The sequence below is a fragment of the Tabrizicola sp. genome (assembly GCF_030694085.1).
GTDB lineage: Bacteria > Pseudomonadota > Alphaproteobacteria > Rhodobacterales > Rhodobacteraceae > Tabrizicola.
The window spans coordinates 271310-283574 of sequence record NZ_JAUXZE010000009.1; the positions used below are offsets into that span (position 1 = coordinate 271310).

A 12265-nucleotide genomic window follows, 5' to 3' on the forward strand; every position below is an offset into this window, starting at 1 on the left:
CAGCCATGCCCTTCACCCTCGCCACCTGGAACATCAACTCGGTCCGCCTGCGCGAGGCGCTGGTGTCCCGCCTGATGACCGAAGAGTCGCCCGACATCCTGTGCCTGCAGGAATGTAAGAGCCCGGTCGAAAGCATCCCGCTGGCGCAGTTTCAGGCGCTTGGCTACCGCTACATCGTGGCGCGCGGCCAAAAGGGCTACAACGGGGTCGCGATCCTGTCCAAGCTGCCGATCATGGACGCTGGCGACCGCGACTTTGCCCAGCTTGGCCATGCCCGCCACGTCTCGGCCCAGCTGGAAAACGGCGTCACCATCCACAACTGCTATGTGCCGGCCGGTGGGGACATTCCCGACCGCGAGATCAATGTAAAATTCGGTCAGAAGCTGGACTACCTGACCGAGATGCGCGACCATTTCCACTGGCAGAAGCCCGACCGCGCGATCCTGGTCGGAGATCTGAACATCGCCCCGCGTGAGGATGACGTCTGGGACCACAAGGCTCTGCTGAAAATCGTCAGCCACACTCCGGTTGAGGTCGATCACTTCAACGCGGTGATGGAGGCTGGCGCCTGGCAGGACGTGACACGCAAGGACATCCCCGATGGTCGGCTTTACAGCTGGTGGAGCTACCGCGCCCCGGACTGGAACGCCGCCGACAAGGGCCGCCGGCTGGACCACATCTGGGCAACACCGGACATTGCCAATGCCGCCCATTCCAGCCGCATCCTGCGCCCGGTGCGGGGCTGGGATCAGCCCAGCGACCACGTTCCGGTGTTTGCGACGTTCGACCTTTAAGCGGGTGTTGGCAGGCGCGTTCGTCAAAGGCAGCGTGACGTCCGGCCCCCGTCTCTGGTGAGAGCAAGAGGGCGGTCAGTTCCCGGCCATCAAGGCCCCAAGCACCGCCTTGGCGCTGTCACTGTCCCATTCGGCATCGCCGATCAGCCGGGCGACCTCCTGGCCCTCGGGGTTCAGGATCACCGTCACCGGAAGACCCATGACCCCCATCCCGCGCGCAAGCTGGGACTTCGGGTCGCGCAGGATCGGCAGCGACTTGATGTCCGCTTCTTCGAAGAACCGCTTGATCCCCTCGACCGCGTTTCGGCCCGTCGCAACGGGAACCACGGCCAGGTCTGGCATCGCGGTCTGGAGCCGGTCCAGCGAGGGCATCTCGTGCCGACAGGGCGCGCACCAGGTGGCCCAGAAGTTCAGCACGACCCACTTGCCGCGGTAGTCCGCCAGGCTGCGCTCGCCATCCTCGGCGTCCAGCAGCACCGCCTCGGGGATCGTCACCGGCGCATTGTGCAGCGCGAGCTTCTTCATGTCGCCATCCCGCAGGGCTGCGACATCTCCCAAGGCCGGGTTTGCACCGATCAGGAAGGCCGTGTAGAGGACAACCAGCAATTTCCGCACGTTTCTCACTCCATAGGCCCGCACATGTCCGACGCCCGCGATCCCAAAGCCGCAAACACCATGTGGGGCGGGCGCTTTGCCAGCGGGCCGGACGCGATCATGACGGCGATCAACGCCTCGATCGGGTTCGACCAGCGGCTCTACGCCCAGGACATCGCGGGCAGCCGGGCCCATGCGGCGATGCTGGCCGCGCAAGGCATCATCACTGATATGGATGCAAAGGCGATTGGGGAAGGCCTGCTCTCGATCTTGTCAGAGATCGAAGCGGGAAAGTTTCCGTTCACGACGGAACTGGAAGACATCCACCTGAACATCGAGGCCCGTCTGACCGATCGGATTGGCGAGGCTGGAAAGCGCCTGCACACCGGGCGGTCGCGCAACGACCAGGTGGCCGTCGACTTCCGTCTTTGGGTCCGCGACCAGTGCGACCAGGCGATTGCCGGGCTGACCGGGCTGATGCAGGCGTTCCTGGCGCAGGCCGAGGCGGGGGCGGATTGGGTCATGCCTGGTTTCACCCATCTGCAGACGGCCCAGCCGGTGACCTGGGGGCATCACATGATGGCCTATGTCGAGATGCTGGCCCGTGACCGCAGCCGCTTTGAAGACGCCCGCAAGCGCATGAACGAATGTCCCCTGGGCGCTGCGGCGCTGGCCGGGACCAGCTTTCCCATCGACCGGCACAGGACGGCGCAGGCTCTGGGCTTCGACCGGCCCACGGCGAACAGCCTGGACAGCGTCAGCGACCGCGACTTCGCGCTGGAATTCCTGTGCGCCTCCAGCATCTGCGCCATGCACCTGTCGCGCTTTGCCGAAGAGCTGGTGATCTGGTCCAGCGCGCAGTTCCGCTTTGTCCGCCTGTCAGATCGCTGGACAACCGGCAGCAGCATCATGCCGCAGAAGAAGAACCCCGACGCGGCCGAGCTTCTGCGCGCCAAGCTGGGGCGTATCCTGGGGGCGACGGTGGCGCTGTTCACCGTGATGAAGGGCCTTGCGCTGACCTATTCCAAGGACATGCAGGAAGACAAGGAACAGGTCTTCGACGCCGCCGACAGCCTGATGCTGGGCCTTGCCGCGATGACCGGCATGGTCAGCGACATGACCGCCAACCGCGAGGTGCTGGCGGCCTCTGCTGCCTCGGGCTTCTCGACCGCGACCGACCTGGCCGACTGGCTGGTCAAGGCGCTGAACCTGCCGTTCCGCGAGGCGCATCACGTGACCGGGACGCTGGTGGCGCTGGCCGAGACCAAGGGCTGCGATCTGCCCGACCTGTCGATCAGCGAGATGACCGCAGTGCATCCGGGCATCACGCAGGACGTCTACTCTGTCCTCGGGGTGGAAAATTCGGTCCGCAGCCGCACATCCTATGGCGGGACGGCGCCTGACCAGGTGCGCGACCAGATTGCCCGCTGGAAAGCCGCGCTGGCGTAATCCAATCTGTCAGCAAAGGAGTCCTGCCATGAAATCTGCCGTTCTTCTGGCATTTCTGACCCTTGCGGGGTGCAGCAATCCGCTGGTCGCCACCAACCTTACCTTCGGCCCTGACGGGGTGGCGGCAAACCCCACCTTGTCCAGCCGGGTCGGTGGTGCCACGGTGACCATCGACCCGTAAGGAAAGGCCTCCCATGCCCAGACTGTTGCTTTTCGCCTGCCTAACCCTTGCCGCCTGCGGTGCCGATGGCGCACCAGAGCCACCCTCAAAAGGGCTGTCGGTCGTCGGTGAGGCGCAGGTCGGCGTGGTGATAAAGTGACGCCGCTGCGTCTGGCTTTCCTGGCGCTTGCCGTCTGGGGCGCGGTGCATCCGATGTACTGGTTCCTGAAGTACATGCGCGAGACGGGGACTGGTCTGGGCGGGTTGATCGACGCCTGGTACGTCAACGCTTCGACCACGGGGCTGACCTGGGACCTGACAATCGCCGCCATCGCACTGACCGTCTGGATCCTGGCCGAGGCGATCAGCCGCCGCGCCTGGTGGCACCTGGTGGCGATACCTGCCACCTTCTGCATCGGGGTCAGCTGCGGGTTGCCGCTGTACCTGTTCCTGCGATCAGGGAGGAAGGACTAGGTTTCTTCCCGCAGCACTCCGGCCAGATGCGCACCGTAGCTGGATTTGCCGAAGACCTGCGCCTGCTTTTCCATCCCCGCGCGGTCGATCCAGCCTTTGTGGAAAGCAATCTCGTCAGGTGATCCGACCTGCATCCCCTGCCGGTCCTGAAGCGTGCGCACGAAGTTTCCGGCGTCCAGCAGGCTGCCGGGCGTGCCGGTGTCCAGCCAGGCAAAGCCGCGGCCCATGCGTTCGACCTGCAACGACCCTTCGGCCCGATAGTGTTCCAGGACATCGACGATTTCCAGCTCTCCACGCGGGGAGGGTTTGATCGTCGCGGCAATGTCCGGGGCACGACCGTCCAGGAAATAAAGCCCGGTGATCGCAAAGCTGGAGGGCGGGTTCTTCGGCTTTTCAATGATCTGCGTGACCTTGCCCGAGGCGTCGAAGGCCGCGACGCCATACCGCTCGGGGTCCGAGACGTGGTAGCCGAACACCGTCCCGCCCGACGGCTGTGCGTTGGCACGGTGCAGGATTTCCGGCAGACCGTGGCCGAAGAAGATGTTGTCGCCCAGCACCATCGCCGAAGGCGCACCGCCCAGGAAATCGCGGGTCAGAAGGTAGGCTTGCGCCAGCCCTTCCGGCTTTTCCTGGATGATCCAGGTGAAGCTCAGGCCCCACTGGCTGCCGTCGCCCAGCAGGCGCTGGAATTGCGGCTGGTCGTCCGCTGTGGTGATGATCGCGATCTCGCGGATGCCCGCCAGCATCAGGACCGAGATCGGATAATAGACCATCGGCTTGTCGTAGATCGGCAGCAGTTGCTTCGAGACGCCCAGCGTGATCGGCCAGAGGCGGGAACCTGTGCCCCCGGCGAGAAGGATGCCTTTGCGGGTCATGGACGAAGCTCCTTCACGATCGCTGTCAGGCCCTGCCGCCAGTCGGGGCACTGGATGCCGAACGCTTTGGTAAATGCACTGCAATCAAGGCGGGAATTCAGCGGTCGTTTGGCGGGGGTGGGGTAATCGGTCGTCGGGATATCCTCGATCCGGCAAGGCAGTCCGGCCTCGGCCATGATAGCACGGGCGAAATCCGCCCAGCTGGTCTCGGGGCCACCGGCGAAGTGGTGCGTGCCGCCTGGCACGCCAGCCACCATAGCATTTGCTGCAGCCAGAAGCGCCTCGGCAATGGCGGATGCCGGAGTGGGTCCGCCGATCTGGTCGGCCACGACACGCAGGCTTTCCCGCTCGGCCCCAAGCCGCAACATGGTCTTCACGAAGTTCGCGCCGTGGGCCGACACGACCCAGGACGTGCGAAGGATAAGGGCGTTGCCCCCAGCGGCACTGACACCCCTTTCACCGGCAAGCTTCGACCGGCCATAGGCCCCAAGCGGTGCGGTCGGGTGGTCCGGGGTGAAAGGCTGCTCGCCAGAGCCGTCGAAGACGTAGTCGGTAGAGATGTGCAGGAAGGGGAGGCCCCTGTCGGCGGCAGCGCGGGCCATTGCGGCGGGGGCGTCCCCGTTGACAACGGTCGCGGCGGCTTCCTCGGACTCGGCCTTGTCGACGGCGGTCCAGGCGGCGGCGTTGATGATCGCTTGCGCGCCCGATGCGGCGATGGCGGCGGCGCAGGCGGCCGGGTTCATAAGGTCGGCTTCATCGCGGCCAAGAAAGTTGGCATCAGGCGCAAGGCGCTGCAATTCACGCGCGACCTGGCCGGTCTTGCCGAAGACGAGGAGCCTCATGCCTTGCCCAGCCTTTCGCCCACGCCCTTGCGGTCGAGGAGCGGGCGCCACCAGGTTTCGTTGTCGAGATACCAGCGGACGGTGCGTCTTAGCCCCTCCTCGACGGTGACCGAGGGCCGCCAGCCCAGTTCCTCGCGGATGCGGGTCGGGTCGATGGCGTAGCGGGCGTCGTGGCCGGGGCGGTCGGTGACGAAGGTGATCTGGTCGGCGTAGGGGGTGGCTTTGGGGGCCATTTCGTCCAGAAGCGCGCAGATGGTGCGGACGAGGTCGATGTTCCGCCGTTCGTTCTCGCCGCCGATGTTGTAGCTGCGGTTGAGTTGGCCTTTTTCCAGGACAAGGAGGAGGGCGTCGGCGTGATCCTCGACATAAAGCCAGTCACGGATGTTTTCGCCATTGCCGTAGACCGGGATCGGCTTGCCATGCAGCGCGTTGAGGATGGTGACGGGGATCAGCTTTTCGGGGAAATGGTAGGGGCCGTAGTTGTTCGAGCAGTTGGTCAGGACGGTGGGCAGGCCGTAGGTTTCCGCCCAGGCGCGGACCAGGTGGTCGGAGGCGGCTTTCGACGCGGAATAGGGTGAGCGGGGGTCGTAGGGGGTGTGTTCGGTGAACTGACCCTCTGCGCCGAGGGAGCCGAAGACTTCGTCGGTGGAGATGTGGTGGAAGCGGAAGGTTTCGGGTTTCCCTTGCCTCGTCCAGTGGGCGCGGGCGGCTTCCAGCATGTTGAAGGTGCCGGTGATGTTCGTCTCGATGAAATCGGCGGGGCCGTCGATGGAGCGGTCGACATGGCTTTCGGCGGCGAGGTGCATCACGGCGTCGGGGGTGTGGGTCGCAAAGATGCTGTCCAGCGCGGCCCGGTCGCGGATGTCGGCCTGTTCGAAGCTGTAGAGGTTCGACTGGGCGGCCTGGGCCACGTTGGCTGCGTTCGCGGCATAGGTCATGGCGTCGAGGTTGACGACCTCATGGCCCCGGGCGACGGCCAGGCGGACGACGGCGGAACCGATGAAACCGCAGCCTCCGGTGACGAGGAGCTTCATTCGGGGACCCCGTAGCGGAAGGGGTGGCCGATGTCGGCAAGAAGGGGGGCGTGGGCGTCCTTGTCGGACAGGGTGGGCGCGCTCACCCCCCAGTCGATGCCGATGGCCGGGTCGTCCCAGCGCACGGCGCCATCATTCTCGGGGCTGTAGAGGTCGGTGCATTTGTACTGCACCTCGGTGTCATCGGTCAGGGTCAGGAAGCCGTGCAGGAAGCCTTTTGGCACAAATAGCTGGCGGCCGTTGTCAGGGGTCAGTTCCACGCCGACCCATTCCCCATAGCTGGGAGATCCGCTGCGGATGTCCACCGCCACATCAAGTATCGCGCCCCGGGTGCAACGGACCAGCTTGTCCTGCGCGCGGGGCGGAGACTGGAAATGCAGGCCCCGAAGCGTGCCTTTGGCGCTAGAGAACGAGTGGTTATCCTGCACCCAAGGCAGGTTCAGCCCGGCATCTGCCATCCGCGCAGCGTTCCAGGTTTCCATGAACCAGCCACGGGCGTCACCAAAGCGACGGGGGGTCAGGATCAGGACTTCGGAAATGGCGGTAGGCTCAATCTGCATTGGCAAAACTCGGAAGGAACGGGTGCGGCAGACTTGCGACGATACGGGGCGCAATGCAAGGCGCGATGGCGGGGAAACAGTCTGTTTGCGGGGTTTTGCCCTTCGCGAAGCTGGGCTATCAGGGGGCAACGACGTAGGGGAAGGACGGGGACATGACCCATCTCTGGGTGCGGGCCGAGCAACGGCCAAACGAGGAGCGCGTGGGGATCACGCCTGGGGGTGCTGCGGCGCTGGTCAAGGCGGGCATCATGGTGACGGTCGAGCGGTCCTCGGTCCGGGCGATTCCCCTGGACGGGTATGTTGCGGCGGGCTGCGCAGTCGCGGTCGAGAATTCGTGGCCCACTGCCCCGTCGGATGCGATCATCTTCGGCCTGAAGGAACTGCCCGAGGATGGGACGCCGCTGTCGCATCGTCACATCATGTTTGGCCACGCCTTCAAGGGGCAACCGGCAGGGCGGGTGCTGCTGCAGCGGTTCAAGGCCGGGGGCGGCACGCTGTATGACCTGGAGTACCTGGTAAACGAACACGGTCGCCGGGTCGCGGCCTTCGGCTATTGGGCCGGGTATGCGGGGGCGGCGGTTTCGCTGAAGTGCTGGGCGGCGCAACAGCGCGGCGGGATCGCTGGGCCGGTGCGGAAGGTGCCGTCGAAGGAGGCCTTGCTGGCGCAGCTGGGCGAGGAACTGGCGGGGCTGTCGCGGCCCCGGGCGATCATCATCGGGGCGATGGGGCGTGTTGGAACGGGGGCTGCGGACCTGTGCACGGCGATGGGTGTCGCGGTGACGAAGTGGGACATCGCCGAGACGGCGAGCGGTGGGCCGTTCCCGGAGGTGCTGCAGCACGAGATCTTTCTGAACTGCATCCTGGCGCGGCCGGGGTGTCCGGTGTTTGTGCCGGCCTCGGCCAAGACCGAGCCGCGCAAGCTGACAGTGATCGGGGACATCGCTTGCGACCCAACCTCGGATTTCTCGCCGATCAAGGTCTATGACCGGGCGACGGACTGGGATGCACCGGCCTTGCGGGTGCATGACGATCCACCGCTGGATGTGACCGCCATCGACAATCTGCCGTCGCTGATGCCAGTGGAATCGTCCGAAGATTATGCGGCGCAGTTGCTGCCGTCGCTTCAGACTCTGGATGCGCTGGACAAGGGCGTCTGGGGCCGGGCGAAGGCGGAATTCGACAGGCACGTCGCGGGCGTGTGAGCGGGCGCAAATCTTTTCGAAAAGATTTGCAAGAGTTTTCGAAAACTCTTGGTCGCGCGTCGGCCAGGCGAGGGGGATGAAGAACATGACAATCCATTGGTGCGGCACAGGGCTGTCGTCGATTCCGGGGCTGCGGCGGCTGATCGAGGCGGGGCATCCCGTGGTGGTCTGGAACCGCACGGTCGAAAAGGCGCGCACCGAGGTCGGCGACCTGACGCAGGACATCCGGGCGTTTTCGCTGGAGGCTTTGGCGGCGGCGCTGAAACCGGGCGACATCGCCGTGTCGATGCTGCCGGCGGATCAGCATGTCGGGATCGCCAAGCTGTGCCTGGAGAAGGGCGCGAACTTCTGTTCGTCGTCCTACATCGCGCCCGAGATGCGCGAGCTGGATCAGGCATTCCGCGAGGCGGGGCTGGTCTCGATCAACGAGGTTGGGCTTGATCCGGGCATCGATCACCTGATGGCGCACGACCTTGTGGCGCGATACCGGGCGTCGAAGGCCTATCACAACGACAATGTCCTGTCGTTCACCAGCTATTGCGGTGGCGTTCCGAAAGAAGCGAACGCCTTCCGCTACAAGTTCAGCTGGGCTCCGGCAGGCGTGCTGAAGGCTTTGCGGTCGCCGTCGCGGTCCTTGCGGCATTTCACCGAGCTGCGGGTGGCGCGGCCCTGGGATGCGATCAGCCGCTATGACGCGCCGCTCCCGGTGCCGGAAAGCTTTGAGGTTTATCCGAACCGCGACAGCTATCCGTTCATGGAGGAATACCGGTTCGAGACGCACTGGAAGGTCAAGGACTTCGTCCGGGGCACGATCCGGCTGAACGGCTGGGCGGATGCCTGGGCGCCGATCTTCCGCGAGATCGAGGGGCTGGAGGGCAAGCCCCTGGCCGAGATCAACGCGGCCTTGGAGACGCGGGCGGCGGCTTTGTTGCAGGACAACTCCTATGCCGAGGGCGAGCCGGACCGGGTCGTGCTGTTCGTGGCTCTGAAGGCGGAACGCGACGGCAAGCCGGTGTTTCACGAGACCTGGGCGATGGATGCCTGGGGCGACGTGCGCGGGACTGCGATGGGGCGGCTGGTGTCGGTTCCGGTGTCGCTGGCGATCGAGGCGGTGCTGAACCGCGAGATCCCGGCGGGGGTGCATGGCGCGCCGCATGACCCGAAGCTGCTGGCGCGGTGGCTGGATCAGGTCGGGCATCTGGCGCAGTTCCTGCGGCGGATCGACCATCTGGGGTGACAGCTCCTCGTGCGACTTCGTCTTCTCGTCGCGGAACGCTGCAAAGCGTGACGAAGTCATCGACGAGCCGCCGCGTTTTGCCTATCATCGGCTGACGATCCGGGGCTACCGGACGATGAGCAGCGAGGCAGGACGTGGGCAGCACCGGCAGCACGTCAAAGCGATTGGACCGGCTGGCCGACCGGCTGGCGGTGATGGCAGCGCGTCGGGCGCGGCCTGCCGGTGGCTTTGTCTCGCAGCCCGAACCCCGGTCCATCGGGCTTTACACGCGCGGCAAGCAGCTGGTCGCAGGCAACATCCTGCTGGCGGGGCATCTGGCCGAGGCTCCCGGAGTCTCGCTGTGGGACCTTGAAGCGCCCCAGGCCTTTGCGACCGAGGCGCAGGGCTTTGCCTGGCTGGACGATCTGGCGGCGCTTGGCACAAAAGAGGCGCTGGCACGCGCGCAGGACTGGACCTGGGGCTGGATCGACCGCTATGGCCGCGGCAAGGGGCCGGGCTGGACGCCGGACCTGACGGGACGCAGGATCATCCGCTGGGTGCATCACGCGACGATCCTGCTGCAGGCCCGCGACAAGGCCCAGTCCGCGTCCTTTTACGCGGCACTGTCGCGCCAGGCGACCTATCTGGCCCGTCGCTGGCGTAGTGCGGCAGAAGGTCTGCCCCGGTTCGAGGCGCTGACCGGCCTGGTCTACGCCGGCATTTCGCTGATCGGGATGGAGGCGCTGATCTCTCCGGCGGTTCAGGCGCTGGCCGCCGCCTGCGATGCCGATATCGACGCCGAAGGCGGCATCCCGACGCGGAACCCCGAGGAACTGCTGGAAGTGCTGACCCTGCTGACCTGGTCGGCCAGCGCGATGACCGAGGCGAACCTGGCCGTGCCGCCTTCGTTGAGCCACGCCATCACCCGGATTGCCCCGGCCTTGCGGGCGCTGCGTCACGCGGATGGAGAGCTGGCGCGTTTCCACGGTGGCGGTCGGGCGGCGGAGGGGCGGCTCGATCAGGCGCTGGCATCGGCAGCGGTGCGCGCGGGGGCAACTCCGGCCATTTCGATGGGCTATGCCAGGCTGCATGGCGGGCGCACCTCGGTCATCGTCGATGCGGCGGCACCCCCCGGCGGGCGGGCGGCGCGGACCGCCCATGCCTCGACCTCGGCCTTCGAGCTGACTTCGGGTCGGCGGCCGCTGGTGGTCAACTGCGGGTCGGGTGTTGCCTTCGGGCAGGCCTGGCACCAGGCGGCGCGGGCCACCCCATCACATTCCGTTCTGGGAATGGAGGGCATGTCTTCCTCACGCACCGGGCGGTCGGGCGAGGTGTTGGAGCAGCGCGCCCAGGTCACCGCCTCGCGCTTGACGGTCGGGACCGAGGGCACCGACCTTTACCTTGCGCATGACGGCTGGCTCGCTTCGCACGGGCTGACGGCAAGCCGCAGCCTGACGCTGGCCCATGACGGGCGGCGGCTGTCCGGCGTCGATGCCTTGACCGCCATGACCGCCGAGGCGCGGCGGCGGTTCGAGGACGCGATGACCCAGACCGCGATGGCAGGGGCGCGCTTCGCGATCCGATTCCACCTGCACCCCGAGGTTGACGCGACGCTGGACATGGGCGGGGCGGCGGTCTCGATGGTCCTGAAAAGCGGCGAGATCTGGATATTCCGCTTCACCGGCCCCCTTGAACTGACGCTGGAACCGTCCGCCTACCTGGAAAACGGGCGGTTGAACCCGCGCCCCTGCCTGCAGATTGTGCTTCGCGGCGAAGCGCGGGGGTTCGAGACACGGATAGGCTGGACCTTGGCGAAGGCAAAGGATACTCCGCTGGCCATCCGGGACCTGGAGGGGGTGGACCCCGACGTCCCGCCGCAAAAGTAACGTCGGGCAGTGAAGGGTTCCAGCGATGACCAACCTCGTCCCAATCGGCCGCGCGCTGATCTCGGTTTCCGACAAGACAGGGCTTCTGGACCTGGCCCGCGCCCTGGCGGGCTATGGGGTCGAACTGATTTCCACAGGCGGAACCAGCGGGATGCTGCGGGCAGCAGGGCTGGCGGTGCGGGACGTATCCGACGTGACCGGCTTTCCCGAGATGATGGATGGCCGGGTCAAGACGCTGCACCCCAACGTGCATGGCGGGCTGCTGGCCCTTCGCGACGATGACGAGCATCTTGTGGCGATGGCCGCGCACGGGATCGAGCCGATCGACCTTCTGATCGTGAACCTTTACCCGTTCGAGGAAACTGTGGCGAAGGGCGCCGACCACGCGACTTGCATCGAGAACATCGACATCGGCGGCCCGGCAATGGTGCGCTCGTCGGCCAAGAACTATCACCACGTCGCCATCATCACCGACCCCGCCGACTATCCGGCACTGGTCACCGAAATGCAGGCCCAGGGCGGCACGCTGACCGATGCCACCCGCTTCAAGCTGGCGAAGAAGGCCTTCACCCACACTGCACAGTACGACGGCCACATCAGCAACTACCTCACTGCGCTGAACGAAGCCGGCGAGCACGAAACCTTCGGCGAGCAGCTGACCCTGCAGTTCGCCCGCGCGCAAACCTGCCGCTACGGCGAGAACCCACACCAGGCCGGTGCCTTCTACGTCGAGGCGAACGCCCCCGCCGGCACGATTGCGACCGCGCGCCAGATCCAGGGCAAGGAACTCAGCTACAACAACATCGCCGATACCGACGCCGCGCTCGAATGCGTGAAGTTGTTCGACAGCGCACCCGCCTGCGTCATCGTCAAGCACGCCAACCCGTGCGGCGTGGCCTACGGCAGCAGCCTGCTGGAGGCATACAATCGCGCCTACCAGACCGATCCCGAATCGGCCTTTGGCGGCATCATCGCCTTCAACGGCCGGCTCGATGGCGAAACCGCCGCTGCCATCGTCGAACGCCAGTTCGTCGAAGTCATCATCGCGCCCGAAGTCAGCCCCGAAGCCTCCGCCGCCGTCGCCGCGAAGAAGAACGTGCGCCTGCTCGAATGCGGTCAGTGGTCGGAATCGGTCGCCCAGCTCGACATGAAGCGCGTGGCCGGCGGACTCTTGGTGCA

The 12265-nt window shown here is 65.9% G+C and carries 14 protein-coding genes; 9 read left to right on the forward strand and 5 right to left on the reverse strand.

The features are described 5' to 3' along the window. Positions 1-5: 5 nt before the first annotated feature. Entirely contained in the window at positions 6-794 is a 789-nt protein-coding gene (locus tag Q8M85_RS02475) for an exodeoxyribonuclease III (protein WP_305539802.1), read from the forward strand. A gap of 75 nt (positions 795-869) precedes the next feature. Here Q8M85_RS02475 and Q8M85_RS02480 read toward each other — a convergent pair whose 3' ends face one another. Further along, a complete protein-coding gene (locus Q8M85_RS02480) occupies positions 870-1409 on the reverse strand; it encodes a TlpA disulfide reductase family protein (protein ID WP_305539805.1) in 540 nt (179 codons plus the stop codon). Between the two features lie 24 nt (positions 1410-1433). Between Q8M85_RS02480 and argH the strand changes: the two genes are divergently transcribed. The 4 genes from argH to Q8M85_RS02500 are packed head-to-tail and all read left to right on the forward strand — an operon-like array spanning position 1434 to position 3471. Further along, positions 1434-2837 carry an argininosuccinate lyase gene (argH, locus tag Q8M85_RS02485; protein WP_305539808.1) on the forward strand — a complete coding sequence of 468 codons (1404 nt, stop codon included), beginning with the start codon at positions 1434-1436 and terminating at the stop codon, positions 2835-2837. A 28-nt stretch (positions 2838-2865) separates the two neighbouring features. Next, entirely contained in the window at positions 2866-3018 is a 153-nt protein-coding gene (locus Q8M85_RS02490; RefSeq protein ID WP_305539811.1) for a hypothetical protein, read from the forward strand. A 13-nt stretch (positions 3019-3031) separates the two neighbouring features. Next, positions 3032-3157 carry a hypothetical protein gene (locus tag Q8M85_RS02495; protein WP_305539814.1) on the forward strand — a complete coding sequence of 42 codons (126 nt, stop codon included), beginning with the start codon at positions 3032-3034 and terminating at the stop codon, positions 3155-3157. After that, positions 3154-3471, forward strand: a complete 318-nt coding sequence (locus Q8M85_RS02500) for a DUF2834 domain-containing protein (protein ID WP_305539816.1) — start codon at positions 3154-3156, stop codon at positions 3469-3471. The genes Q8M85_RS02495 and Q8M85_RS02500 overlap by 4 nt, the downstream gene beginning before the upstream one ends. On the opposite strand, the gene rfbA is transcribed toward Q8M85_RS02500, so the two are convergent. The 4 genes from rfbA to rfbC are packed head-to-tail and all read right to left on the reverse strand — an operon-like array spanning position 3468 to position 6782. After that, complete coding sequence (gene rfbA, locus Q8M85_RS02505) at positions 3468-4346, reverse strand: glucose-1-phosphate thymidylyltransferase RfbA (RefSeq protein WP_305539818.1); 879 nt, start codon at positions 4344-4346, stop codon at positions 3468-3470. The two genes, Q8M85_RS02500 and rfbA, sit on opposite strands and share 4 nt — an antisense overlap. Then, the gene (gene rfbD / locus Q8M85_RS02510; RefSeq protein WP_305539819.1) at positions 4343-5188 is read right to left on the reverse strand and encodes a dTDP-4-dehydrorhamnose reductase; all 846 of its coding nucleotides are present in this window, start codon (positions 5186-5188) and stop codon (positions 4343-4345) included. The genes rfbA and rfbD overlap by 4 nt, the downstream gene beginning before the upstream one ends. Beyond that, positions 5185-6222, reverse strand: a complete 1038-nt coding sequence (rfbB, locus tag Q8M85_RS02515; protein WP_305539820.1) for a dTDP-glucose 4,6-dehydratase — start codon at positions 6220-6222, stop codon at positions 5185-5187. The genes rfbD and rfbB overlap by 4 nt, the downstream gene beginning before the upstream one ends. Further along, positions 6219-6782, reverse strand: coding sequence for a dTDP-4-dehydrorhamnose 3,5-epimerase (gene rfbC, locus Q8M85_RS02520; protein ID WP_305539822.1), 564 nt, complete (start codon positions 6780-6782; stop codon positions 6219-6221). The genes rfbB and rfbC overlap by 4 nt, the downstream gene beginning before the upstream one ends. Before the next feature lie 152 nt (positions 6783-6934). On the opposite strand from rfbC, the gene Q8M85_RS02525 reads away from it, so the two are divergent. The 4 genes from Q8M85_RS02525 to purH all read left to right on the forward strand — a co-directional run. Continuing rightward, complete coding sequence (locus tag Q8M85_RS02525) at positions 6935-7984, forward strand: saccharopine dehydrogenase (RefSeq protein ID WP_305539824.1); 1050 nt, start codon at positions 6935-6937, stop codon at positions 7982-7984. Positions 7985-8069: 85 nt separating this feature from the next. Continuing rightward, entirely contained in the window at positions 8070-9221 is a 1152-nt protein-coding gene (locus Q8M85_RS02530) for a saccharopine dehydrogenase family protein (protein WP_305539841.1), read from the forward strand. Between the two features lie 134 nt (positions 9222-9355). Beyond that, positions 9356-11086, forward strand: a complete 1731-nt coding sequence (locus Q8M85_RS02535; protein WP_305539826.1) for a heparinase II/III family protein — start codon at positions 9356-9358, stop codon at positions 11084-11086. Positions 11087-11111: 25 nt separating this feature from the next. After that, a partial coding sequence (gene purH, locus Q8M85_RS02540; protein ID WP_305539828.1) for a bifunctional phosphoribosylaminoimidazolecarboxamide formyltransferase/IMP cyclohydrolase occupies positions 11112-12265 on the forward strand: 1154 nt, incomplete at its 3' end.